This is a genomic window from Streptomyces sp. NPDC002926 (assembly GCF_053591755.1).
In genome coordinates this window covers 22526-48484 of sequence record NZ_JBSFUK010000012.1, presented here as the reverse complement: position 1 = coordinate 48484, position 25959 = coordinate 22526, and the positions used below count along the sequence as shown (strand labels likewise).

At 72.8% G+C, this 25959-nt stretch carries 17 protein-coding genes; 11 read left to right on the top strand and 6 right to left on the bottom strand.

Annotation, left to right across the window (positions count from 1 at the left end; translation table 11 throughout):
• The first annotated feature begins 79 nt into the window (after positions 1-79).
• Complete coding sequence (locus ACWDZ6_RS20070; RefSeq protein ID WP_451503936.1) at positions 80-1579, top strand: SCO1417 family MocR-like transcription factor; 1500 nt, start codon at positions 80-82, stop codon at positions 1577-1579.
• A gap of 82 nt (positions 1580-1661) precedes the next feature.
• Here ACWDZ6_RS20070 and ACWDZ6_RS20065 read toward each other — a convergent pair whose 3' ends face one another.
• Both ACWDZ6_RS20065 and ACWDZ6_RS20060 read right to left on the bottom strand, forming a co-directional pair.
• The gene (locus ACWDZ6_RS20065) at positions 1662-3212 is read right to left on the bottom strand and encodes an ATP-binding protein (RefSeq protein WP_451503935.1); all 1551 of its coding nucleotides are present in this window, start codon (positions 3210-3212) and stop codon (positions 1662-1664) included.
• A gap of 61 nt (positions 3213-3273) precedes the next feature.
• Complete coding sequence (locus tag ACWDZ6_RS20060) at positions 3274-3468, bottom strand: hypothetical protein (protein WP_326648523.1); 195 nt, start codon at positions 3466-3468, stop codon at positions 3274-3276.
• A gap of 296 nt (positions 3469-3764) precedes the next feature.
• Here ACWDZ6_RS20060 and ACWDZ6_RS20055 point away from each other — a divergent pair, with 296 nt between their 5' ends.
• The 6 genes from ACWDZ6_RS20055 (at position 3765) to ACWDZ6_RS20030 (ending at position 13375) form a co-directional block, all read left to right on the top strand.
• On the top strand, positions 3765-4157 hold the full coding sequence (locus ACWDZ6_RS20055) for an ankyrin repeat domain-containing protein (protein WP_451503934.1): 393 nt from the start codon (positions 3765-3767) through the stop codon (positions 4155-4157).
• A gap of 256 nt (positions 4158-4413) precedes the next feature.
• Complete coding sequence (locus tag ACWDZ6_RS20050; RefSeq protein ID WP_451503933.1) at positions 4414-5832, top strand: HEAT repeat domain-containing protein; 1419 nt, start codon at positions 4414-4416, stop codon at positions 5830-5832.
• Between the two features lie 109 nt (positions 5833-5941).
• A complete protein-coding gene (locus ACWDZ6_RS20045; protein ID WP_389182701.1) occupies positions 5942-7066 on the top strand; it encodes a glycosyltransferase family 4 protein in 1125 nt (374 codons plus the stop codon).
• Positions 7063-8223 carry a glycosyltransferase gene (locus ACWDZ6_RS20040; protein WP_451503932.1) on the top strand — a complete coding sequence of 387 codons (1161 nt, stop codon included), beginning with the start codon at positions 7063-7065 and terminating at the stop codon, positions 8221-8223. The genes ACWDZ6_RS20045 and ACWDZ6_RS20040 overlap by 4 nt, the downstream gene beginning before the upstream one ends.
• A gap of 632 nt (positions 8224-8855) precedes the next feature.
• Positions 8856-9722: an SGNH/GDSL hydrolase family protein gene (locus ACWDZ6_RS20035; protein WP_451503982.1), complete on the top strand. Its 867-nt coding sequence runs from the start codon at positions 8856-8858 to the stop codon at positions 9720-9722.
• Positions 9719-13375, top strand: a complete 3657-nt coding sequence (locus ACWDZ6_RS20030) for a hydantoinase B/oxoprolinase family protein (RefSeq protein ID WP_451503931.1) — start codon at positions 9719-9721, stop codon at positions 13373-13375. The genes ACWDZ6_RS20035 and ACWDZ6_RS20030 overlap by 4 nt, the downstream gene beginning before the upstream one ends.
• On the opposite strand, the gene ACWDZ6_RS20025 is transcribed toward ACWDZ6_RS20030, so the two are convergent.
• The 4 genes from ACWDZ6_RS20025 to ACWDZ6_RS20010 form a co-directional block, all read right to left on the bottom strand.
• Positions 13376-14242 (bottom strand): 5-oxoprolinase subunit C family protein, encoded by an 867-nt coding sequence (locus ACWDZ6_RS20025; RefSeq protein WP_451503930.1) that lies wholly within the window; start codon positions 14240-14242, stop codon positions 13376-13378. It abuts the gene before it with no gap.
• Positions 14239-14868 carry a 5-oxoprolinase subunit PxpB gene (pxpB, locus tag ACWDZ6_RS20020; protein WP_451503929.1) on the bottom strand — a complete coding sequence of 210 codons (630 nt, stop codon included), beginning with the start codon at positions 14866-14868 and terminating at the stop codon, positions 14239-14241. The genes ACWDZ6_RS20025 and pxpB overlap by 4 nt, the downstream gene beginning before the upstream one ends.
• Positions 14865-15629, bottom strand: coding sequence for a LamB/YcsF family protein (locus ACWDZ6_RS20015; RefSeq protein ID WP_451503928.1), 765 nt, complete (start codon positions 15627-15629; stop codon positions 14865-14867). The genes pxpB and ACWDZ6_RS20015 overlap by 4 nt, the downstream gene beginning before the upstream one ends.
• A 124-nt stretch (positions 15630-15753) precedes the next feature.
• Entirely contained in the window at positions 15754-17031 is a 1278-nt protein-coding gene (locus ACWDZ6_RS20010) for an MFS transporter (RefSeq protein ID WP_451503927.1), read from the bottom strand.
• Positions 17032-17191: 160 nt separating this feature from the next.
• Between ACWDZ6_RS20010 and ACWDZ6_RS20005 the strand changes: the two genes are divergently transcribed.
• The 4 genes from ACWDZ6_RS20005 to ACWDZ6_RS19990 all read left to right on the top strand — a co-directional run bounded on the left by ACWDZ6_RS20005 (position 17192) and on the right by ACWDZ6_RS19990 (position 25909).
• Positions 17192-17908 (top strand): GntR family transcriptional regulator, encoded by a 717-nt coding sequence (locus ACWDZ6_RS20005; RefSeq protein WP_451503926.1) that lies wholly within the window; start codon positions 17192-17194, stop codon positions 17906-17908.
• A 61-nt stretch (positions 17909-17969) separates the two neighbouring features.
• On the top strand, positions 17970-19496 hold the full coding sequence (locus tag ACWDZ6_RS20000; RefSeq protein ID WP_451503925.1) for a hypothetical protein: 1527 nt from the start codon (positions 17970-17972) through the stop codon (positions 19494-19496).
• Between the two features lie 172 nt (positions 19497-19668).
• On the top strand, positions 19669-20568 hold the full coding sequence (locus ACWDZ6_RS19995) for a hypothetical protein (RefSeq protein WP_451503924.1): 900 nt from the start codon (positions 19669-19671) through the stop codon (positions 20566-20568).
• A 34-nt stretch (positions 20569-20602) separates the two neighbouring features.
• The gene (locus ACWDZ6_RS19990; protein ID WP_451503923.1) at positions 20603-25909 is read left to right on the top strand and encodes a hypothetical protein; all 5307 of its coding nucleotides are present in this window, start codon (positions 20603-20605) and stop codon (positions 25907-25909) included.
• The last annotated feature ends 50 nt before the right edge of the window (positions 25910-25959 follow it).

The window sequence follows — 25959 nt, the reverse complement described above, 5'->3', positions numbered from 1 at the left end:
TGTGGACTGACGCATGACACTCTGTGGCTACGGAACAGACGGCAACCATGGCCAATTCGAGGAAGGTGGACTGACTTCCATGACGCAGTGGACCTCAGCGGTAGGCGTGGCTCAGCTCGCCAGGCAGCTCACCTCCCAGCAATCCCGCCCGGCCGGACCAGGGACCCGCAAACCCCCCGCCTACCGCGCTCTCGCCGACGGCATCCGGCTCCTCGTACTCGAAGGCCGTGTGCCCGTCGCCGCCCGGCTCCCCGCCGAACGCGAACTCGCCCTCGCCCTCTCCGTCAGCCGCACCACCGTCGCGGCGGCCTACGAAGCGCTGCGGGCAGAAGGCTTCCTCGAGTCCCGCAGGGGAGCGGGCAGCTGGACCGCGGTACCCGCCGGGAACCCCCTGCCCGCCCGCGGACTGGAACCCCTGCCGCCGGAGTCGCTCGGCTCGATGATCGACCTCGGCTGCGCCGCCCTGCCCGCGCCCGAGCCGTGGCTCACCCGAGCCGTCCAGGGTGCGCTCGAAGAACTGCCTCCGTACGCGCACACCCACGGCGACTACCCGGCCGGCCTGCCCGCCCTGCGTCAGATGCTCGCCGAGCGTTACACCCGCCGCGGCATCCCCACCATGCCCGAGCAGATCATGGTCACCACCGGCGCGATGGGCGCCATCGACGCCATCTGCCACCTCTTCGCGGGGCGCGGCGAACGTATCGCCGTCGAGTCCCCCTCCTACGCCAACATCCTCCAGCTGATGCGCGAGGCCGGGGCCCGCCTTGTGCCGGTGGCCATGGCCGAGGGGCTGACCGGGTGGGATCTGCCCCGGTGGCGGCACGTGCTGCGCGACGCCGCGCCCAGGCTCGCCTACGTCGTCGCCGACTTCCACAACCCCACCGGCGCGCTTGCCGACGAGGACCAGCGGCGCCGCCTCGTGGATGCCGCACGTTCGGCCGGCACCGTCCTCGTCGTCGACGAGACCATGTCCGAGCTGCACCTGGACGACGGCATCGACATGCCACGGCCCGTCTGCGCCTTCGACCCCGCGGGCAGCACGGTCCTCACCGTCGGCTCGGCCAGCAAGGCCTTCTGGGCCGGCATGCGCATCGGTTGGGTGCGCGCGGCCCCCGATGTGATCCGCTCCCTGGTCTCGGCCCGCGCCTACGCGGACCTGGGCACTCCGGTGCTGGAACAGCTCGCGGTCAACTGGCTGATGCAGACCGGGGGCTGGGAGGAGGCCGTGGCCATCCGGCGCACCCAGGCACGCGAGAACCGCGACGCGCTGGTCAAGGCGGTCCGCCATGAGCTGCCGGACTGGGAGTTCGATGTACCGAGCGGCGGGCTGACGCTCTGGGTCCGCACCGGAGGGCTGTCAGGATCCCGGCTCGCCGAGGTCGGCGAGCGCGTGGGGGTGCGGGTGCCTTCCGGGCCGCGGTTCGGGGTCGACGGGGCCTTCGAGGGCTACGTACGGCTGCCGTTCACGGTCGGCGGGCCGGTCGCGGAGGAGGCCGCGGCGCGGCTGGCGGCGGCCGCGCGACTCGTCGAGACGGGCGCGAGCACCGGCACGGAGGCGCCGAGGACATTCGTTGCCTGACAGAATCCGCGATCTGTCAGCTGCCGGCTGTCATTTCCGGTGGTCGTCGGCACGCGATCTGTCATCCTCCGGTCGATGAACGTCAGCTCTCGGCCGGTACGGGAGCCGGGGCCGCCGCCTCGACCCGCTCCAGTCTCTCCGGCAGCAGCTCCAGCACGGCCTGCCGGTGTGCCTCGGTCGTCGTTTCGTCGTACGGGTCCGGGGTCGCCGGCACCTGCAGTCTGAGCACCGACCCCGTACCGAGCCGTGCGTAGCCCCGGCCCGGCGGCACTTCGGCCGTCGGCGTGGTGTGCGGCTCCACGCCGAGCACGGACTCCACCTGCTCGAACGTGGCAGGACCCAGCACCACGCGGGCACGCGTATGCGTCCGTACGGCCTCGGTGAGCGCGTCCAGGCTGTCGAACTGCTCGGCCACGACAACCGTCACCTGGACCGCCCGGCCGTGACGCAGCGGTACCTGCAGCAGTTGCTGCGGATCGGTGCGCCCGTCGGCCGCCGCCAGATGACCGAAGATGCTCGGCCGGTCCATCAGGATCCACAAGGGCCGCTTGGTGTCCTCGGGTGCCACGTGCCCGGCCTGCCGGGCCCGGTTGGCGGCGATCAGCCGGCGCTCGGTCTCGTGCGCCGCCCACTCCAGCGTCGCCAGCGCCCCGGCCAGCCCGCACTCCTGAGCCAGCACCCCTGCCCGTCCCGTCAGACAGGCGTACTCACCGGTGCCGCTGCCCTCGATGATCAGCACGTCCCCGTGCTGCAGTGCCTGGAGAGCGATCGAGCGCAGCAGGGTCGTGGTGCCGCTGCCGGGCTCGCCCACGACCAGCAGATGCGGCTCCTTCGAACGCGGACCGGTACGCCAGACGACCCCTGGCGCGTCCCTGCTCTCCTCGCCTTCCGTCACCGGCACGGTGCGCTGCACGGCGCCGGCGTCGGTGAAGCCCAGCACGGTCTCGCCGGGGACGGTGACGAAACGCTGGGCGGCGATGGAGGTGGGCAGCGCGGGGAGCACGCTCATCACGAGCTGGTTGCCCTCCTCGTCCCAGCTGAAGAGATACTCGCGGCCGCGACCGGACTTGGCGTGCAGCAGCTGCTCGATCCGGGTCCGGGACTCGGGCTCGCCGTCGGTGAAGTACCCGGGGTACTTCACCCGCAGCCGGGTGAGGCGTCCGTTGCTGTCGAATTCGTAGTCGCTGAAGGCCTTGCTCCACTCACCGCCGTGGGCGAAGAGCGGAGCCGGGTCCTCGGCGACGGAGAAGTACGGCACGAGTGCCTCGTAGATCGCCTGGAGCCGACCGGTCTCCGCCTCGTCGGGGCCGGTCCTCACCGGCGTACGCACCCGGCCCTTCCAGGCGGCGGCGGCCATCACCGAGATCAGGGCGACCAGTGGCCCGTACGGGATGAGCGCGACCACCAGGACGCAGGCCGCGACCAGGAACAGCGTGGGACCACGCCGGTCCTTGGGGGTGGCGGCCCACCTCTGCCGGGTCGTGATGACCAGCTGCCGCAGACCACGGGTGACCGTGATCAGCGGATGGAGGACGTCCGTGGCGCTGTCGGCGGCCGTGCGCGCGATCTCGCGGCTCCGGGCGAGCTGTGCGCTGCCGCTGCTGAGAATGCGGGGGAGTGGTCGCCGGGCCACATCGGTCTCCTGAAGGTTCTGATGGTGCTGATGGAGCTGGAGGTGCTGTGGGGCGCGGGCGTCAGAATCTGATCCCGCCCAGGAGGCTGGCGAGGCTCGCTGTGCCTGCCTTGACGCTGGGCGCGATGGCGGTGCCCGCCATGAAGAAGCCGAAGAGCGCGCACGTGAATCCGTGGGACGCCTTGAGCCCGTCCTTCCTGACGAACAGGAAGACGACGACTCCGAGCAACACGACGCCTGAGCATGAAAGGATCATGAGAGTTCTCCTGGTCGGGGGACAGTCACCATGAGTCCTTCCATGCTCACAGGAAGTACTCATGTGACAAAAGGTGCAAATGGGTGAAATGCTCGGTATTTCACTGCACTGGAGGACGCCGGAGAACCGTCCGGGGGGCACACTGCTCGGTTGCGCGGCACAGTGCCTCGCATGCGGTGATCCCTGCCTCGGGCGGGCCGCGTCGTATCGCCGCGCGGGCAGTAGCCTGTCGATTCACTCGTACGGGCGCTTCTGCCGTGCGCCCCAGGTCAACGCAGTGGAAGGCGGTCTCTCCGATGAGCGAAGCCCCGGATCCCGAGGTGATCGAGCTCGCGACCAAGGTCTTCGATCTGGCGCGGCAGGGAGAGGCCGAGGCGCTCGCCGCCTACATCGACGCCGGAGTCCCGGCGAACCTCACCAACGACCGCGGTGACACCCTCGTCATGCTGGCCGCGTATCACGGGCACGCCGCCGCCGTGGAGGCGCTCATCGCCCGTGGCGCGGAGCCGGACCGGGCCAACGACCGGGGCCAGACGCCGCTCGCCGGAGCCGTCTTCAAGGGCGAGGACGCCGTCATCCGCGCGTTGCTGGCCGGCGGAGCAGATCCGGAGGCAGGTACTCCATCCGCGATGGATACCGCGCGGATGTTTGGGAAGACGGAGCTCTTGGAGCTGTTCGGCGGCCATTGAGCGGCCGCCGGGACTCCGCCGGGACTCAGTGGAGAGGGACGCCGTAAATGTGGTCGCGGTGGCGAAATGGGTGGGTCATCATGACGTCGGGCCCTACCCCGGACTTCATCCGGGAATTCCCCTGGGGCCACAGACGAGAGGCAGACGAAGATGGTCTACACCAAGCGGAAGACGACGGGCGTTCCTGCATGTTGCTGCGCGGCCTAGGCATCCCCACCCCCCGGTTGCGTCGACAGCTTGATGTGAGGCTTTCCCCATGTTCGATCCAGTCATAGCGCCCAGCGGTACGCTGCTCGGCCTGCTGCAGAGAGGCCGCGGTGACGGCACCCTGCACGCGCTCGCCGCGCCGCGCGCCGAAGCGCTCGCGGCCCTCAACCACTGCGTACTGAACGATCCCCGCCACGACTGGCAGGTCGAGAACCGCTCGCTGTACTACGCACGCCTCTACCTCGATCTCCACGGCAGTCTCGAGGAGATCGAGCGGCACCTCTGGGACATCGACGACCACCTCGACACCGACGAGGCCAGGACCGGCCTCGCGCTCGCGGTGCTCGGGCACCTCGCCTCGTACGGCAGGGGCGACGCCCTCTCACTGCTGCGCAGGTACGCAGCGAGCGGAGCCAACTGGGCCTGGGCCCTCGATGAGCTCGCCCTGCGTGACAACGACTCGGGTCTGCGGGCGCTGGCCACGTCGGTGCTCGCTCGTTTCCCGGCCACTGCGGAGGGTGACGCCGAACTGGCCGTCGCCGTACGGGACGCCTTCGAACCGCGGCCGTGGCGGTTGTGGGAGGAGGACCCGCAGGACGCCGTCGGCGCCCGTGTGCGGGCAGCGCGGGAGGCAGGCTCCTTCGACCGCTGGCAGCGTCAGATGCGCCCCACCGGGCCCCGGCCCGGATGGAGCGTCCAGGCCGTCTTCGACTGGGCCGAGCAGGGCCTGGAGCGCGGCAGCGCTCTCCATGTGCCCGCCGCCCGCTGTCTGTCCGCCGTCGCCGGACCCGACGACCGGCCGCTCATCGTCGAAGCCGCACGTCAGGGAGCTGACGGGGCGCGCTGCGCCGCCCTGCACTATCTCGCCGAATCACGGGACCCCGTCGTACTCGACCTGATCGAGGCCGCGGCGCTCAGTGGCTCTCGTGAGGTTGCCGACGCCGCTGTCTCCGCGTTCGAGCGGATGTGCGGCGACGAGGCCGTCGACCGGGCGCGCGGCTGGGTGCACCGGCCCGACGCGCTCGGGGCGTCGGCGGCGGGTGTGCTCGCCTGCCGGGGCGGCGCCGACGACGCCAAGCTGGTGCTGGGCGCCCTGCGCGAGACGGTACGGGCCGACGGTCCCGACGCACCGTCGCTGTGGACACTCGTCGACGGCGCGGGACGGCTCGGCATCGGCTGCGCCGCGCCCGTACTGCGCCATGTGTACCGGGAGACCGCTTCGTCTCAGCTGCGCGGTCGCGCGGCCCGCGCGCTCGCCGCCACCGACGCCTCGTTCCCGACCGGATTCGCCGTCGAATGCCTGTGGGACTGCGAGGAGACCACGAGGGAAGTCGCCGCGCTGCACGCCGAGACCGGCGATGTGCGGGTCGAGGAACGCTTGCGCAGGCTCGCCGCGGACCCGGCCGAGGAGGCCGAGGTACAGACCGCGGTACGGAGCAGAATCGGCCCGGATATGCCCGCCGTGTAACCGTCTGCCCCGGGATGACAGGGCCCCAGTCACAAACGCTCATGGGACGTTTCACGGGCGGAAAGATCCACGTTGGCCGCTCCACCCCGAGCACGACGACAACTCGGGTATGCGTGTCGTCATCGTCACCGAATCCTTCCCGCCCGACGTCAATGGTGTGGCGCACTGCGCCCTGCAGACCGCCCGGCATCTCGCCGCACGCGGTCATGACCCGCTCGTCATAGCCCCGGCCGTCGCCGGGGCCGACAGCTCCGAATGGAGCGCGCCCTGCCCCGTGGTGCGCGTCCCCTCCCTGCCGCTGCCCGGATACCCGCAGGTGCGGGTGGCTCTGCCGAGCCGCCGGGTGGCGGCGGCGATCGCCGCCCACCGGGCGGATCTCGTCCACCTCGCCAGCCCCTTCGTGCTCGGCGTGCGCGGCATGGCGGCCGCGGCGCGGCTCGGCCTGCCGGCCGTCGCCGTCTACCAGACCGATCTGGCGGGCTATGCCCGTACCTATGTCGGTGCGGGAGAGGGCGCCGCCTGGCGGCGCATCCGCGCCGTACACAGTGCCGCCGACCGCACGCTCGCGCCCTCCACCGCCGCCCTCCGCGATCTGGAGGGACACGGCGTCGAGCGGGTCCGGCTGTGGCCGCGCGGCGTCGACGCCGCGCGGTTCCGGCCGCAGCTGCGGGACGAGGAGCTACGGCGCAGCCTCGCCCCCGACGGAGAACTGATCGTCGGCTATGTCGGCCGGCTCGCTCCCGAGAAGCATGTCGAGCTCCTCGCCGGTGTCTGCGGTATGCCAGGTGTACGGGTCGTGGTCGTCGGCGACGGGCCCAGCGAGCCATCCCTGCGCGGCGCGCTGCCCGGAGCGGTCTTCCTCGGCCGCAGGACCGGCGACGAACTCGCCCGGATCTTCGCCTCGCTCGACGTCTTCGCGCACACCGGTCCTTACGAGACCTTCTGCCAGACCGTGCAGGAGGCCATGGCGAGCGGGATACCGGTTGTCGCACCCGCCGCGGGCGGACCGCTCGATCTGGTCGACCACGGGCGTACCGGGCTGCTGGTGGAACCTCTGGATGCGGACGCGGTACGGGCCGCGGTCACGACTCTGGCGGCCGACCCGGAGCTGCGTGACGCCTACGGCCACGCGGGACGGGCCGCCGTCGAGGGCAGGACCTGGTCCGTCATCGGAGACCTGCTGCTCGACCACTACGCCGAGGTGCTGGGCGCGCGTACGGCGGTGGCGGCGTGAGCGCGCTGCGAATCGTACGGCTGGCGAATTTCGTCACCCCGTCCTCCGGTGGCCTGCGCACCGCGCTCGGCGAGCTCGGCAAGGGCTATCTCGCGGCGGGGCACGAGCCTGTGCTGATCGTTCCCGGAGATCTGGAGAGCGATCGGCTCACCCCGCAGGGCCGGGTGATCACCCTGCCGGGACCGGAGCTTCCCGGCACCGGCGGCTACCGGGTGCTGGCCGGCCGGCGGCGGCTGCGGCAGGTCCTGGAGACCATTGCGCCCGACCGGCTCGAGGTCTCCGACCGCACGACCCTGCGGTGGACGGGGGAGTGGGCGCGGCGCAACCGCGTCCCCTCCGTGATGGTCTCGCACGAGACGGCCGACGGGGTGCTGAGGACCTGGGGGCTGTCGGAGGGAGCCGCCGGGCGCACCGCGGACCGGCTCAACCGCCGCACCGCATGGGCGTATTCGCGCATCGTGTGCACGACGGAGTGGGCGGAGCGGGAATTCGTCCGCATCGGGGCGCGCAACGTGGTGCGCGCGCCGCTCGGCGTGGACCTGCTGCGCTGCAGGCCGACCCGGCGCAGCACGGTCCTGCGCGCGAAGTACGCCGCCGGGGCCGAGGTGCTTCTGCTGCTCTGCTCCCGGTTGTCGGTGGAGAAGCGCCCGGGAATGGCCCTGGACGCGCTGACCGAGCTGCGGAAGCGGGGCGTACGGGCCGCGCTGGTGGTCGCGGGCGACGGTCCGCTGCGGACCGCGCTCGAGCGCCGGGCCCGTGCGGAGGGGCTGCCGGCGGTCTTCCTCGGCTATGTCGGCGACCGCGAATCGGTGTCCGACCTGCAGGCCGCGGCGGACCTCTGCCTGGCGCCGGGGCCCGCGGAGACGTTCGGCCTGTCGGCGCTGGAAGCGCTGGCCTGCGGCACCCCGGTGGTCGCGAGCGCGTCGTCGGCGTTGCCGGAGGTCATCGGGGACGCGGGAGCGGCTGCCAAGGACACTCCGGCAGCCTTCGCGGACGCCGTACAGGGACTGCTGACCCGCACGGAAGCCGACCGCCGCGCGGCGGCCAGGGCGCGGGCCGAACTCTTCGACTGGCAACGGTCGGTGTCGGCGTTCCTGTCGGCGCACGACGCCCCGCCGGTACGCGAGCGGGCACGTGGAGAGGGCGTGGCGGCATGACGGCCGGCCCGAGCACCGCGGTCGTGGACGAGCCGGGCCCGCAGCACACCGACGCGGACGCGGGGGACACCCCGGGGTGCGCGGGTGCGCGTCCGGCGGAGTCCCGGGGGCGGACGGGGGTGGGCGGCGACGCCGTGCCGCGCCGGCTTGCGGAGCTCTCCGGCCCTGCCGCTGCGGCTGGGCGCAGTGAGGCCGAGCGGGCAACCGAAGCCGGGACGCGGGGGACCGGGGTCGTGGCCGCCGGTGCTCGGCGCGAGGCTGCGGCGGGCACGGATGCCGGGGCCGGTCGCCACGGTGACGGCCGGGTTCCGGATGCCTCGGGGGGCGCGGGTGCGCGCCCGGCCGGGGCCGAGGGGTGTACGGCGGATGCCGCCGCTGTCGCTCCGTGCGGGGTCATGGGGCTCCGGGAACCGGGCTGCGGATCCGGACAACGCGCTCCCGAGGACCCCGCGGGTCTCACCGCCCTGGCTCCGGACGCGTCGGGGCTCGATGCCGCCGGTACGGCCACTTCGGGTCTCACCGCCCTGGCTCCGGACGCGTCGGGGCTCGATGCCGCCGGTCCGGCCACTTCGGGTTTCACCGCCGTGGCTGCGGGCGTATCCGGGCTCGATGCCGCCGGTACGGACGCCTCCGTGCCCGCGCACGCCCCGCGCTTCGTCGCGCTCGGGGACTCGCTCACCGAAGGCGTCGGCGATCGCGTCGGCGACAGCTGGCGGGGGTGGGCCGCTCTGCTCGCGGAGGGGCTCTCCGCCGCCGGCGCGCCCGACCACTTCCGCAACCTCGCCGTCAGCGGTGCCCTCACCCAGGACGTCGCCGAGCTCCAGACGCCCGAGGCGCTCGCGTACGAACCCGACATCGCCTCCGTCGTCGTCGGGGTCAACGACACCCTGCGCTGCACCTTCGACATCGAGGACCTCACCCTGCGGCTCGACGAGGTCTGCGCGGCGCTCTCGGCGCGCGGCACCGTGCTGCTCACCGCCTGTCTGCCCGACCCCGGCACCATGCTCGGGCTGCCGGTGCCGCTCGCGCGCCCGCTCGCCAGACGGCAGCGGGCGGTCAACGCCGTCGTCCACGCCCTGTCGAACCGTTACGGCGCCGTACATCTGCATGCCGCCGACGGCCCCTGGGTCGCCGACCGGTCCATGTGGAGCGCGGACCGGCTGCATCCGGGCGAGCGCGGGCACCGCATGATCGCGGCCCGCTTCCATGAACTGCTGGCCGCACGCGGGCTCGCGCACGGCGCCGCGCCCGCAAGCGAACCAGATCAGCCCTCGCCGACCCGCTCCGCGTCGCTCCTGTGGCTCGCCACGGCCGGTACCGGATGGGTGGCGCGCCGGTGCACCGATCTGCTGCCGCAGCTGCTGCGGATGGCCGGGGCGGAGGTGCGGCACTGGGCGCGCGGCACCAGCGCCCGCCTGGACCACAGCGCCGAGCATGCGCTCTCCTCAGCGCTCGCTGCCGTGTCGCTGGACGTTCCCCTTGCCAGAATGGGGGAATGAGCGGGCCCTGGGAGTTCTGGATCGACCGTGGCGGCACCTTCACCGACATCGTGGGCCGACGCCCCGACGGACGGCTTGTGACCCGCAAACTGCTCTCCCACAACCCGGAGCGGTACCGGGACGCGGCTGTCGCCGGGATCCGGCTGCTCCTCGGCGTCGGCCCGGACGAGCCCGTCCCGGCCGACCGGGTCGCCTGCGTGAAGATGGGCACGACCGTAGCCACCAACGCCCTGCTCGAGCGCCGCGGCGAGCCGACCGTCCTCGTCATCACCGAGGGATTCCGGGACGCGCTGCGCATCGCCTACCAGAACCGGCCCCGGCTCTTCGAGCGCCGGATCCTGCTCCCGGAGGCGGTGTACGAGCGCGTCATCGAGGTCCCCGAACGCGTCGACGCGCACGGCGAGATCGTCCGGCCGCTCGAAATGGCCACCGTCACCGAGCAGTTGAAGGCAGCCCGGAGTGAAGGCTTCCACAGCGCGGCCGTGGTGCTGATGCACGGCTACCGCCACCCCGGCCACGAAACCCGCATCGCCGAGGAGGCCCGTACGCTCGGCTTCACCCAGGTCAGCTGCTCCCACGAGGTCAGCCCGCTGATCAAGCTGGTGCCGCGCGGTGACACGACCGTCGTGGACGCCTACCTCTCGCCGATCCTGCGGCGCTACGTCGATGAGGTCGCCGGCGAACTCGAGGGCATCCGCCTGATGTTCATGCAGTCCAACGGCGGACTGCGCGAGGCCGCGCACTTCCGCGGCAAGGATGCCGTACTGTCCGGCCCGGCGGGCGGCGTGGTCGGAATGGCCCGTACCGCCGAACAGGCCGGATTCGGGCGGGTCATCGGCTTCGACATGGGCGGCACCTCCACCGATGTGTCGCACTACGCGGGCGAGTTCGAGCGCGAGCTCGGCACCCAGGTCGCGGGCGTGCGCATGCGCGCGCCCATGATGAACATCCACACCGTCGCGGCGGGCGGCGGCTCCGTTCTCCACTTCGACGGCCGCCGCTACCGCGTGGGCCCGGACTCCGCGGGTGCCGTGCCGGGTCCCGCCTGCTATCGCCGCGGCGGCCCGCTGACTGTCACCGACGCCAATGTGATGCTCGGCCGCATCCAGCCCGGTCACTTCCCCGCGGTCTTCGGCCCCGGCGGCGACCAGCCGCTGGATGCCGATACGGTGCGCGAACGCTTCGCTGAACTCGCCGACGAGGTACGCAGGGCGAGCGGCAAGGACCGCACTCCGGAGGAGGTCGCGGCCGGCTTTTTGGAGATCGCCGTCCTCAATATGGCGAACGCGGTCAAGAAGATCTCCGTACAGCGCGGACACGACATCACCCGCTATGCCCTCACCTCCTTCGGGGGAGCGGGCGGGCAACACGCCTGCGCCGTCGCCGACGCGCTCGGTGTCGACACGGTGATCGTGCCGCCGCTTGCCGGGGTGCTCTCCGCATACGGCATCGGGCTCGCCGACGCGACCGCCATGCGTGAGCAGTCCGTCGAGGCGGAGCTGGACGAGGCGGCCCTCGGGCGCGTACGCACCCTCTGCCGCGATCTCGCCGCACGCACCCGCGCCGAGCTGCGTGCCGATGCCGTCCCGGATGCCGCGATCACGACGCACGCGCGCGTGCTGCTCCGTTACGCCGGAACGGACGCCGGCCTGTCCGTGCCGCTGGACACCGTGGCAGGGATGACCGAGGCCTTCGAGACGACCCACCGAGCCCGCTACGCGTTCACCATGGACAAACCGCTCGTCGTGGAGGCGGTCTCCGTGGAGGCGGTGGGAACGGCGGGAGAGCACGGCGAGCACGTCGCCGAAGGGACCACAGGCGAAGGGACCACAGCTGAAGGGACCACAGCTGAAGGAACCGCGGGCGAAGGGACCGCGGGCGGGGGGAATTTCGCACCGCGCGCCACGGTGCGGATGTTCGTGAACGGCGCGCGGCGCGACACCCCCCTCTGCCGGCGCGGAGACCTGCGGCCCGGTGACGCCGTCGAAGGTCCCGCGATCATCGCCGAGGCCGACGCCACCACCGTCGTCGACCCCGGCTGGCGGGCGGCAGCGGGCGACGGCGGGCACCTGCTGCTGACGCGGGTACGGCCCCGCCCCGGCAGAGTCGCCGTCGGCACCGATGTCGACCCGGTTCTTCTGGAGGTCTTCAACAATCTCTTCATGGCGATCGCCGAGCAGATGGGCGTACGCCTGGAGAACACGGCACACTCCGTCAACATCAAGGAGCGGCTCGACTTCTCCTGCGCCCTCTTCGACGCGGATGGCAACCTGATCGCGAACGCGCCGCACATCCCCGTCCACCTCGGCTCCATGGGCGAGTCCATCAAGGAGGTGCTGCGCCGGAACGAGGGCGCGCTGCGGCCGGGCGATGTGTACGCGATCAACGACCCGTACCACGGCGGCACCCACCTGCCCGATGTGACGGTCGTGACGCCGGTGTTCGAAGGGGAGGAGCTGCGGTTCCTCGTCGCCTCGCGCGGCCATCACGCCGAGATCGGCGGCATCACGCCCGGTTCCATGCCCGCCTTCAGCCGCACCGTGGAGGAGGAGGGCGTGCTCTTCGACAACTGGCTGCTCGTACGGGACGGACGGCTGCGCGAGGCCGAGACGCGGGAACTGCTGACCACCGCCCGGTACCCCTCCCGCGCGCCCGACACCAACCTCGCCGACCTGCGCGCCCAGATCGCCGCCAACGAGAAGGGCATCGCCGAACTGCGCCGTATGGCCGACCAGTTCGGGATCGAGGTCGTCCAGGCCTATATGCAGCATGTGCGGGACAACGCGGAGGAGTCGGTACGCCGGATCGTCGCGGGTCTGGCCGACGGCGAGTACCGCTACGAGACGGACGGCGGGGCCGTCATCCAGGTGTCCCTGCGCGTGGACCGGCAGCGGCGCAGCGCGGTGATCGACTTCACCGGCACCTCTCCGCAGCAGCCCGGGAACTTCAACGCACCCAAGTCGGTGGTGATGGCGGCGGTGCTGTATGTGTTCCGGACGCTGGTCGCCGACGACATCCCGCTCAACAGCGGCTGTCTCGAGCCGCTCGATGTACGGGTGCCGGCAGGGTCGATGCTCGCGCCGGCGCACCCCGCCGCAACCGTCGCAGGCAATGTGGAGACCTCGCAGGCCGTCACCGGCGCGCTGTACGCCGCGCTCGGTGTGCAGGCGGAGGGCTCCGGCACGATGAACAACCTGACCTTCGGCAACGACCGTGTGCAGTACTACGAGACGGTCGCCAGTGGCTCCGGCGCGGGCGACGGCTTCGACGGGGCCGACGCCGTACAGACCCATATGACCAACTCCCGCCTCACCGATCCCGAAGTGCTGGAGTGGCGTTATCCGGTGCGCGTGGACGCCTTTGCCGTGCGGGAAGGCAGCGGCGGCCGCGGCCGCTGGAGCGGGGGCTGCGGAGTCGTCCGCAGAATCCGTTTCCTCGAGCCGATGACGGTGGCGCTGCTCACCGGGCACCGGCGCATCCCTCCGTACGGCATGGCGGGCGGTGAGGCGGGCATGCTCGGCAGCAACCTCGTGGAGCGGGCGGACGGGTCGGTGACGCGACTGCGCGGAGTCGACTCGGTGGACGTCGGTCCCGGGGACGTCCTGGTCATGAACACTCCTGGCGGCGGGGGCTACGGCACCGCCGGGGTGTAGTCATCGGATCACGACGAACCGGACAGGTGTGCCGGGTGCGGCCTGGGCCGCCGCCGGGAGATCCCGCGCGTCGACGACCGCCACGACCGGATAGCCGCCGGTGGTGGGATGGTCGGCGAGAAAGACGACCGGGCGGCCGTCCGGCGGCACCTGCACGGCCCCCAGCACCATGCCCTCGCTGGGGAGTTCGCCGGTCACGGCCCGCTCCAGTGCGGGTCCCTCGGTGCGCAGCCCGATGCGGTTGCTCGCCGACGACACGCGGTACGCGGCCCGGGCCAGCGTGCGCATGGCCGCGTCCGTGAACCAGCCGGCGCGCGGCCCGAGCCGCACCCGCAGCACCAGCTCGGCCGGTGGCGCGGGCCACGGGATGCCGCCGTCGACCCGTGCCGGCGGCCAGCCCGGCCGGCCGAGTGGCAGTACGGCGCCGTCCGCGAGCGGTGCGGGACCGAGCCCGGAGAGCAGATCGGTGGAGCGGCTGCCGAGCACCGGATCGACCGCGATCCCGCCGGCGAAGGCCAGATAGGCGCGTACGCCGCGCAGCGCGGGGCCGGCCTCCAGCACCGAGTCGGCGGCGACTCGCACCGGCGCGCCCCATGCCGCCGGCCGCCCGTCGACCGTGACCTGGCAGTGCGCGCCGCCGACGGCCACGGTCACCGCGCAACGCGGGCGTACCGCACACCCGTTGAGCGTGGTCTCCAGGACCGCGGCACTCTCCGCATTGCCCACCAGCCGGTTGACGAGGCGGCCGGACCGGGGGTCGAGCACCCCGGAGCGCGGCACCCCGAGATGGGCGTGCCCGGGCCGCCCCAGGTCCTGCACGGTGGTCAGCGCCCCGGCCCGTACGACCGCGAAGGCCCTGTCGGTCATCGGCGGATCCCGGCGAGCCGAGGCACGAACCGCACCCGCGTCCCCGGCGAGAGCAGCGCGGCGGGCTCCCGCGCCGGGTCCCACAGCACCGTGTCCGTCGTCCCGATCAGCTGCCAGCCGCCGGGCGACGAGCGGGGGTACACGCCGGTGAACGGGCCGGCCAGCGCGACTGCCCCGGCCGGTACGGAGGTGCGCGGGGTGGCTCTGCGCGGCACCGCGTACGGCTGCGGAAGCCCGGTCAGATAGCCGAAGCCGGGCGCGAACCCGCAGAAGGCGACCCGGAATTCCGCCGCCGAGTGGATGTCCGCGACATCCTCCTCCGCCACCTGCCACAGTGCCGCGACATCCGCCAGATCGGGCCCGTCGTAGCGGACGGGAACCTCGATCGCGTCCTGCACGCGCCCCTGGAGCGCCGGAACCTCCCATTCCGCGAGCTCCTGCGCGAAGCGGCCCGGCTCGTCGAGCCCGTCGAGGAGCACGGTCCGGGCGGCGGGCACGATCTCCAGGATCGCCGGGAGGGTGCCGGCGGCGCGGCGGCGCAGCAGTTCGGCGTGGAGCGCCCCGGCCTCGTCCCCGTCCTTCAACTCGATGAGGAGCGCCCGGTCGCCGACCGGCAGGGCCCTCATACGAAGGCCTCCACACGGACGCCCACGGTCTCCAGCTGCCGCCGCACCCGGCGGGCGAGAGTGACGGCTCCCTCGGTGTCGCCGTGCAGACAGAGCGAGCGGGCGCGTACCGCGACCGACCGTCCGCAGCGCGAGGTGACCACGCCGAACCTGGCCATGCTGACGGACCGTTCGACGACCTCGGCCGGATCGCTGAGGACCGCTCCGTCCTGTCCGCGCGGCACCAGCGTGCCCTCCGCGGTGTACGCGCGGTCGGCGAACGCCTCGGAGACGGCGGGCAGTCCGGCCTTCTCCGCCATGGTGTGCAGTTTCGAGCCGGGCAGTCCGAGCAGTGGCAGCCGCTCGCCGGACAGCAGTACGCCTTCGACGACGGCTGCCGCCTGCTCCTCGTCGTACACGACCCGGTTGTAGAGAGCGCCGTGCGGTTTGACGTACGAGACGCGGGACCCGGCCGCCTTGGCGAAGATCTCCAACGCCCCTATCTGGTACGCGATCTCGGCGGCCAGCTCGTCCGGCGGGACGTCCATGGAGCGCCGCCCGAAACCGGCCAGATCGCGGTAGGAGACCTGGGCGCCGATCCTCACCGAGCGATCGGCCGCGAGGTCGCAGACGCGCCGCATGGTGGCCGCGTCCCCGGCGTGGAAGCCGCAGGCGACATTGGCGCTGGTGACGACGGACAGCAGCTGCTCGTCGTCGGTCAGCCGCCAGCGGCCGAAGCCCTCGCCGAGGTCGGCGTTGAGATCGATCGACGCCCAGGTCATGTACTCCTCATTCCTGCTCGTCAGGCCACGCGGTACTGCTCGTCGGGGGCATCCGTGGAAGGGAACTGCTCGCGGAACCCGACCGGGCTCCGTGCGCGCCCGTGGACGCGCTCCGGGGTGCGGATCACACCAGCTCCTTCCCGCGGGTCTCGGGCAGGCCGAACAGAGCCACCACCGCCAGGCCGTAACCGAAGGCGCCCAGGACGAGCGCTCCGCCCACTCCCCAGCTGTCGGACAGGAAGCCGACCAGCGTGGGCAGGAACGCGCCCACGGCACGGCCGCTGTTGTAGGTGAATCCCTGGCCGGTGCCCCGTACGGCCGTCGGATACAGCTCGCTGAGGAACGAACCGAAGCCGCTGAAGATCGCCGACATGCAGAATCCGAGCGGGAAGCCGAGGACCAGCAGCAGACCGTTCGCCCCGGCCGGGATGTTCGTGTAGGCGAGGATCCCGATGGCGGACAGCACGGCGAAGAGCGTGATGTTCTTCTTCCGGCCGATCCGGTCGGTGAGATAACCGCCGGTGAGATAGCCGATGAAGGACCCGGAGATCAGGAAGGTCAGATAGCCGCCGGTGCCGACGACGGTGAGCCCGCGCTCGGTCTTGAGATACGTGGGCACCCAGGTGGCGAGCGTGTAGTAGCCGCCCTGGACGCCCGTGGAGAGCAGCGTCGCGAAGAACGTCGTACGCAGCAGATCCTTCTTGAAGATGGTGGAGAAGGTCCCGCGCCCGGTGCCGGCATGACGTCGCTCGGCCGCCACGGGCGCGTCGCTGACATTCCGCCGTACGTAGATGACCAGCAGGGCGGGCAGGGCGCCCGTCCAGAACATCACGCGCCAGGCGGTGTCCGCGTCGAGGAACTGGAAGACCAGGGTGTAGACGATGACGGCGAGCGCCCAGCCGGCCGCCCACGCGCTCTGGACGGCGCCGAGCGTGCGGCCGCGGTGCTTGGCGGAGGCGTACTCGGCGACCAGGATCGCGCCGACCGCCCACTCGCCGCCGAAGCCGAGGCCCTGCAGAGCCCGGAAGACCAGCAGCGTCTCGTAGTTGGGGGCGAAGCCGCACAGGACGGTGAACACCGCATAGGTGATCACCGTGATCATCAGGGCTTTCACCCGGCCTATGCGGTCGGCGAGGATGCCGGCGAGCGCGCCGCCCACCGCGGAGACGACCAGGGTGACGGTGGTGAGAAGTCCGGTCTGTCCGTTGTCGAGACCGAAGTAGGCGGAGATCGCCACCATGCTCAGCGGCAGTGTGAAGTAGTCGTAGGAATCGAGGGAGTAACCGCCGAACGCGCCACCGAAGGCGCGGCGGCCGCGCGGCCCGAGCGCCCGCAGCCAGGCGAAGGCGCCGGTGTCCTCGGGGAGTTCGCCCTGCTTCGGCTGGGTCTGGGTCGTACTCATCTGCACCTCGCAGAGGGGGAGGAGGGTGCTGTCGAGACTGTGCGGTGACGCCAAGATAGGGATTGTTGAACGATCCGACAAGAGTTTCGTAGGGTCGTTCTTGCTTCTACGATGGAGCTCGCGCGTCGGTCGGAGCGGCCGGCGAGGGAGAGAGGGCGCTGTGGGGACGACGGAGTCCGGGATCGGCGGACTGGCGGACGACCGCCCGCTGTTGGGCCGTACCAGCACGGCGGAGCGGGTCGCGGACATCCTGCGCACCCGCATCGCGGAGGGCTACTTCCCGCCGGGAGAACGCCTGTCCGAGGACAGCATCGGCAAGGCGCTCGGCGTCTCGCGCAACACGCTTCGCGAAGCGTTCCGGCTGCTCACCCATGAGCGGCTGCTCGAGCACCAGCTCAACCGCGGGGTGTTCGTCCGGATGCTCGCCGTCCAGGACGTCGTGGACATCTACCGCACCCGGCAGCTCGTCGAGTGCGCTGTCGTGCACGGGCTCGGTGAGCCGCCGTACCAACTGGAGACGCTCGAAACGGCGGTCGCGGGCGGCGAGCGGTCGGAGCGCGCGCACGACTGGAAAGGCGTTGCCACGGCCAATATCCACTTCCACCGCGAACTCGTCGCGCTGGCCGGCAGTGCCCGCACCGACGAACTGATGCGCAGCGTGCTGGCCGAGCTGAGGCTCGCGTTCCATGTGGTGGACAACCCGCGGCGGCTGCACCAGCCCTACCTCGTACGCAACCGGGCCATCCTCGAAGCGCTGCGGGCCGGCGACCGGTCCGGCGCCGAGCGGCTGCTCACCGACTACCTCGACGACTCGCGCACGCAAATGGTGGAGACGTACGCGCATCTGGTCGACGGGCAGGACGAGGACGGAGCGTAGCCGGACGGTCGCTTCTGCGCCGTTTCGACCGTTGTCAGTGCGAGGACCTAATCTGTGCAGCGTGACTTCGCCTGCCTCGACGGACTTCGTTCCGCCCCAGCTCAGCGCGGGGCCGAGGCCCGCACAGGGCCCGGCCGCCGACGAAGGGCTCGCGCGGCGGCTGCGCGCGCTCGCGTGCACAGCGCCGCTGCACGACCTCGACGTACGCAAGGCCAATCTCGCGGGCGAGTACTCCGTCTACGCGATGGCGGAGGTCGCCCTCGCGGCCATCGACCTCGTCACACTGAACATGGACTTCGACACCGGCGCCGACCATGACCAGATAGTGGCCAGGCTGCTGCCGCGCGTCGCGGCCCAGGCCCCGCGGCGCCCGTTCGCCGAGCACGAGCGGGTCGCCCGCTGGGTGCTGGAGAACCTGATCAACGTCGGCAGCGTGGACCGCGGATTCCGCGCGGTGTACGGCACCTTCGGACCCGACGGCGTCTACACCCGCCGGGACTACGACTTCAAACTCATCGAGGAAGTCCCGGGATACGGCGGCAGCGTCTATCTCCGTACGACCGACGAAGCGGTCAACGTCCTGGTCGGCGCGCTCGACACGGACGTCACCAGCGCCCAGATCGCGGCCGAGGTGAAGCTGGAGGTCCTGATCAGCCGCGGCAGGCTCGCTGACGCGCAGCTCGCCGCCGAGCAGGCCAGATACCGCACCGTGCAGTACGCCGAGACGCTGCGCAGGACGCTGGAAGCGACACGGCGCAACGTGCGGGCCGTCGACTGGCTGAACGCCGTCCCGGACATGATCGCCGAGGCGCTCGACCATGTCGCCGACCGCTACCGCCATGAGAACGCGATCCTCACCAATATCCGCAAGGCACGCGACGAGGCCGAGGATCCGGAGCACAAGCGGCGAGCCGCCGAGCTGGTCGACATAGTCAAGGACTGCATCCGGCGCCACACCCAGCTGCAGTCCCGGCTGCTGGAGGCCGGCCCGCTGTTCCGTGCCGAGCAGGACCGCCAGGCCTTCGCCCGGCCCACCGCGCGCTCCGGACTCGATGTGTACGGGCAGCTCGTCGCCCCGCTGCTGCCGCTTCCCCTGGCCTCGGCCATCCGCGTCACGGACGCCTTCTTCGCGCGCGGCACCGGACTGCGCACACCGTCGTCCGTACGAGTCGGCGATCTGGTCGACATGCTGCTGACGCCGCCCGTCGAGCGTGAGCATCTCGGCGCGGAGATGCCCGAGCCCGATCTGATCGCCACCCCGGACGACAGCCGGTTCAGCGACGAGCAGCTCGCGAGCGCGATGGAGCTGCTCGACCTGGAGCACGACGCACCGCGCCGGCTCTCCGGCCTGCTCGCCGAGGCCCGCCGCCGCGACCCCGAACTGCCGTATCTGGTCGCGCTGCTGGCCGTGCACGCGGCGAGCCCGCCGGTCGGCACCGCCTACCGGCAGGGCGAGGAGCGCCTGCTGTTCGCCGTCGACGACGGCACCGAGCTGGACGACCCGGAGTTCGGCGGCGCCGACCTGATCGTGGGCATGGCACTGCTGGACGCGGCGGGCATGGCCGCCGACCGCACGGAGGCGGCGTGAGCAGCGGCCCGCGCGGCTCCGTCGAAACTCCGGCCTCGCCGGCGCCTGAGGCGCGGGGTCCGGGGGAGAGCCCCGGTCCGGGAAGGGGCGGGGCGGGGAAGAGCCCCGCCGCAGGCGCCCCGTCCCCACCCACACCCCGTCCGCTCGGCCCAGACCTTCCGCAGGAGCACCCGTGACCGACCACCACGCCGAACAGCACGCGTGGCGTGAGGCGGACGTCCACGAGGCGTCGGGCCCGGCCACCGGCGCCGCTGTCACGCCCGCCGACGCCGCCGACGCCGCGCGGCTCGTCTCCTTCGGACTCCAGCCCAAGCTGCTGCCCGCACGCGACGCCGAATACGCCGAACTGCTGCGCCGCTACCGCGAAGAGGCCGCGTTCGCCCGGCTCGCCGACGCCGTTGCCACCGGCCTCGGCCTCGTCGTCCTCGAAGTCTCACCGCGCGCCGGTATGGCCGTGGCCGCCGGTGAGGACTCGGTCTTCGCCGTCCGCATGGGCGACTACGCCCGGCGCGCGTCCGCCGACTCCGCCGACCGCTTCCTGCACGGACTGGCACATCTCGCCGTCGCCGCCATGGCGTTCCCGCGCCCCGAGGACCTCGCCGACGACAGCTACATCGGCCGGATCACCGTCAACGGCATCGACGCCTTCGTCCGCCAGGCCTGCCGCCGCCTCGAGGAACGCGCCGAGGAGCAGGGCGAGAACACCGACCCCGCCACCGAGGCCCCCGGCCTGGAAGCGGCCTGGCGGATCTACGCACGGCGCAGCGCCACCGGCGCCACCAAGGACGCGCGCCGCCTCGCCGGATCCACCACCGGCATCGTCGGCAAGGCCGTCGCCTTCCTCACCGACTCGGGCTTCCTGCAGCGCACCGGTGACGACGCCGGAGGCGCGTACCGCACCACCGCCCGCTACCAGCTGCAAGTGCGCGATATGGCCGGCAGCGCGGCCATGGCCGAACTGCTCGAGCTCGGCGTCGTACCCGTCAGCGACGGCACCGCCACACTTGTGCCGCCGCCCGACGCGGACGACCTGGAGCTGGCCGCCGACGCCGGCCTGCCCTTCCACGCCTGATCCCGCCACCTGCCGAAGACGAGAGTCCGCCGCCATGTACGAGCTGTCCCGGGTACGCCTCTACTCCATCGGGCCCGCCGGTGCGCGCTATGCCGACACCGTGCTGGACCTGCGCGGAGTCGGCGAACCCGTGCCGCACCCCGCCCCCACCCAGGCGGAGTTCTTCGAGGAGGAGCCGGTCGGGCCGCCGCGGCGCCCCGCCCCCGCGGGCGTGCTCTTCCTGGAGAACGGCGGCGGCAAGTCCGTGCTGCTGAAGCTGATCTTCTCGGTGATGCTGCCCGGCCACCGCAACACCCTTGGCGGCGCCAGTTCCGGCGTACTGCGCAAGTTCCTGCTCGCCGACGACTGCGGGCATGTGGCCCTGGAGTGGCAGCACACGCTCACCGGCGAGCTGGTGGTGGTCGGCAAGGTCAGCGAGTGGCGGGGCCGCCAGGTCTCGGGCGACCCGCGGAAATTCGCGGAAGCCTGGTACTCCTTCCGGCCGGGCCCCGGCCTCAGCCTCGACTCGCTCCCGGTCGCCGAGTCCACCGCCGTCCGCCCGCCCGTCGAGGGCGTGTCGCGGGCGCATGGCCGCCGACGCACCATGAAGGGCTTCCGGGACGCCATCACCGAGGCCGGCAAGGTGTATCCGCACCTCGATGTGTACTGGGAGGAGATCCACGACCGCTGGAACGAGCACCTCGGCGAGGTCGGCCTCGATCCCGAACTGTTCCGCTACCAGCGGGAGATGAACGCCGACGAGGGCGAGGCGGCCGGACTCTTCGCGGTCAAGAAGGACTCCGACTTCACCGACCTGCTGCTGCGCGCCGTCACCGACACCCGCGATACGGATGGCCTCGCCGACCTCGTCAGCAGCTTCGGCAACAAGCTCGGCCGCCGCGCCGAGCTCACCGCCGAACGCGACTTCACCGCGGGATCGGCGGATCTGCTCGGCCGGATCGTGGAGGCGGCCGGGACACGCGCCAGGACCCGCGAGGTCCACGCGGGCGCCGAACGCCGCACCCGTACGCTCGCGCGTCGGCTGTCCGCGCGCGCCGCGGAGGAGCGCGGGCGCACCGCGGACCTCGCCCAGCGGGTCACCTCCGCCGCCCACACGGTCACCGAGGCCGAGCAGGCCCGCAGCCGCAGCTCTCTCATCGCCGCGGAACTCGCCTACCGGCACGCCTCGCTGGCGCTGACCGTCGCGGAGAAGGGTGCCGCGGCACAGCGCCGCGAGCTGACCGAAGCGCGCACGCTGCACTCTGCCTGGCAGGCCGCCGAGGCCGTACTGCGCCACCGGGCCGCCGGCGACCGCTCCGTGCGCGTCGCCGCGGCGATCCGTGAGGCCGAGCGCGACGCGGCCCCGGCGCTCGCCGCCCGCGCCACGGCCGCCGCCGATCTCGTCCGCGCGCTGCACTCCGCGGCCGAGGGCGGTGAACGGGTGGCCAACGAGGAGGAGGAGCGTTCCGCGGCGCTCCAGGAGACGGGCGAGGCCGCGCACCGCGCAGCCACGGTCGCCGCCACCGAGGCACAGCGCGCCCGCAGCGAGATCGGTCACCTGCGCCAGCGGCTCAGCGAGGTGGAGCAGGAGACGGCCGAGGCGGTACGGGCCGGCTGGCTCGACGACACCGCACCCGACGCCGACCCGGCGCGAGCGGCGCTCGCGGCGAGCGACGCGGAGAAGACGGCGGTCGCGGCCTGGGACGCGGCCCGTGAGGCCGCGCGCGCCACGGCGGACCGGGCGAAGGAGGCCGCAGCGGCTGAGGCGCGCGCGGACTTGGCCGCGGCCCGTGCGGCTGACGCGGCGCTGGCCGCGGAGAACGCGTACGGGGCGGAGCGCCGCGCGGCGGACTCGATCGCCGAGGACGAACGGCTGGCGGAGCTGCTCAGCCTGCCGCCGTCGGCTCCCGCGACGGTGCCCTCCCCGAGACGAGGCCCGGGCACGGCGGGCTCGGGCGACCTTCCTGCCGGGAGCCTGCCTGAGGCCGCGGACGGCGACGGGCGACCCGCTACCGGGCAGGGGGAGACGGCGGCCTCCCGGGGGGCGGCGCACGCGGTCGACGGACTGCGAGCCGAGCCCGCAGGACAGGGACCGTCGGTCCCTGCGCCGGGCGGTGGCATTGCCGGTACCGACGGCGAGTCGTCCGCCGACGGGTCGGGAGGCCCGGCCCACTCCCGGGCCGGAGCTGCTGCGGGCCACGGCCCCACGGCGGCCGATGACGCCGACGGCGTTGCCGGTCCGGACCGGCGGCCCACCTCCTCCGAGGCGCCCGGTGGCGTGGGCGGCCACGGGCACGCGGGTGCCGGTGCCGGTGCCGGGCAAGCGGCCACCCACGGCGCGGACCACGGGCACCCGAGCCCCCGTCCGGCTCACGGGTCCGCCGACGCGCGAGGCGAAGGGCCTGAGGCTCCCGCGCTCGCCGGGCACGAAGGCTCGGATCACCTTTCCGCCGCGCGCGTTGCCGCGGCTCATGCCACCCGCACCGTTGTCACCGCGCCCCTCCGTGCCGACGAAGGCCCCCTCACCGCAGACGAGCTGGACCGGTTCGCCGACGAGCTGCGCGAGCTCCTCGACCGGTCCGTCGCCTCCGCCGAGCGGAATCTCTTCGATCTGCGTACCGCCGCGGCCGACGACGCCCGCATCCTCGGCGCGCTCGGCGACGGGGGACTGCTGCCCCCGGGACCCGACGTCCTCGCCACCGTCGAGTACCTCGGTGAGCACGGCATCCCCGCCCTCCCCGGCTGGCGATACCTCGCGCAGGCCGTCGACCCGGCCGACCATGCCGCCGTGCTGGCCGCCCGGCCCGAGCTGGTCGACGGTGTGGTGATCACCGACCCGGCGTCGCACTCCCGCGCGCGTGAAGTCCTGGCCGGTGCGGCGCTGTTGCCCCGCTCCGCCGTGGCCGTCGGCACCGCCGCCGCGCTCCTGGCGCCCGTGCCGAGCCCCGGCCCCGGCGCCGACGACAGCGGGGATGTGTTCCTCGTACCGCCGAACCCCGCCATGCACGACGAGCACGCCGCCGACGAGGAGCGACAGGCGCTGCGGGCCCGGGCCACCGCCCGGGACGAGGAGATCCGCGCGCTGGCGGCCCGGCTCGCCGGAGACCGGGCGATCGCCGCCCGCCTCGGCTCGTGGCGCGACGACTGCCCCGCCGGCATGCTCGCCGAGCTCGCACGGGGCGCGCAGACGGCCCGCGAAGCCGCCGAGGAGGCGCAGGCGACGCTCAGCGAGGCCCGTGCGGTGCGCGCGGAGGCGGACGAGGCCGCGGCGGACGCGGCCCGTGTCCGGGACGAGCGCCAGGACGCGGCCCAGCGCGCCCGCCGAGCCGCCGACGCGCTCGCGGGACTCGCCTTCCGGCTCCGGGAGCGGGCCGGCTGGCAGGTGAAACTGCGTGAACTTGCCGACGAAGCCGCCGAGTCCGAGGCTCAGGCCGCGGTCTGCCTGGAGCGGGCGAAGGCCGCCGACGAGGACCGCCGTGCTGCTCAGCGCGCCGGTGACGACGCCCGCCGTACCGCTCGCGCGCTGCGCGCCGAGCGGGCCGAGATCGCCGGCGCCCCCGAGATCCTCCCCGACGTGGATCCTGACGCGCCGCGCGCCGCGCTGCCCGCCCTGCGCGAGGCCTACCGCGCCGCCTCCCAGCTGTACGAGAAAGTGGGCGTCGGCGCCGATCTCCGCGCCGAGCAGGCGCGTGCCGAGAGCGACAAGAGCGCGGCCCTCGCCCAGCTGGACCGGCTCTCCAACAAGGTCCGCACCCGCGCCGCGCAGCTCCTTGAGGGCACGGACGGTGCCGACGGGCCGTCCCGCCAGGCAGCCGCCGCCCGCGCCGAGTCGCTCGTCCAGATGCTGGAGTCGCGCGCCTCGGAAGCCAGTGAGAAGCTCGGCCGGCTGCGTGGCGAGTCCGAGCGGCTGGCCCCGGCGGACGGCGACGCACACACCGACCTCCCCGAGGACCTGGTTCCCGCCGACGCCGAGCAGGCTCAGGCCCGGCTGCGTACCGCTTCGGCCGAACTGGCCTCCCGTACCGACGCGTTGGAGACGGCCCGCGTCGCTCACGCCGACCTGCTCCAGGCGCACCGGACCGCCGAGGACGCGGCGGGCGGCTTCGACGAGACAGCCGCGCTCCTGCGTGACCTGCTGCGGGACCACAGCCAGGACGAGGAGACGGAACAGGCCCCGGATCCCTACCCGGGCAGCCTGGAGGAGGCGCGGCACTCCGCCGCCGAGGCCAGGCGTTCACTGCGCGGGTGCGCCACCGACCTTTCGGCCGCCGAGGCAGCGGTACGGGAGGCGAGCGACATCCTTGTACGGCACGCCAACTCCACCCGGTACGAGCAGGTGCGCACCCCCGCACGCCAGCAGATCCGGGAACTGCCCGCCGCATCCCTGCCCGAGCACGCGGCGAAGTGGGCGGAGGCCTTCGCGCCCCGGCTGCGGGTACTGACCGACGAGCTCGAGCAGTTGGAGCGCAACCGCGACACCATCGTCGACCGGCTGCGCGGTCTGGTGGAGTCCGCGCTGACGACGCTGCGTTCGGCGCAGCGGCTCTCGCGCCTTCCCGAGGGACTGGGTGAGTGGTCCGGGCAGGAGTTCCTGCGGATCCGCTTCGAGGAGCCGGACCAGACGACGCTCGCCGAGCGGCTCGGCGAAGTGATCGACGAGGCGACCCGCGCCGCCGTGAAGAAGAACTCCACCGCGGCCTACGGAGAAGGCCGCAGGGACGGAATGTCCTTGCTGCTGCGTGGAGTTCAGGCAGCGCTCCAGCCGAAGGGCGTCGCCGTGGAGATCCTCAAGCCCGACGCCGTGCTGCGCGCCGAGCGAGTCCCGGTGGGGCAGATGGGAGATGTCTTCTCCGGCGGCCAGCTGCTCACCGCGGCCATCGCCCTGTACTGCACGATGGCCGCCCTGCGCAGCAACGACCGCGGCAGGGACAAGCACCGGCACGCCGGCACCCTCTTCCTCGACAACCCGATCGGCCGGGCCAACGCGACGTATCTGCTGGAGCTCCAGCGCGCCGTCTCCGATGCCCTGGGCGTCCAGCTGCTCTATACGACCGGGCTCTTCGACACCACGGCCCTCGCCGAATTCCCGCTGGTCATCCGGCTGCGCAATGACGCCGATCTGCGCGCCGGCCTGAAGTACATCAGCGTGGAGGAGCATCTGCGGCCCGGACTGCCGCAGCAGGACCCGTCAGGTGAGTCGGTGCACGGCGAGATCACCGCGACCCGGATGTTCAAGCGGACGCCCCTCCCGGCGGAGCCCGCCACGGACACGGCCGCCACGAACACGGCCGCCAAGGACCGGCAGGCCACAGATGTGGCCGTCACGGACCGGCCCGCCCTGGACCCGGAGGACGCCGTCTAGCGCCACCGACTCCGCCGGCCAGGCCGCCCGCCACCGCCGCACATCACCGA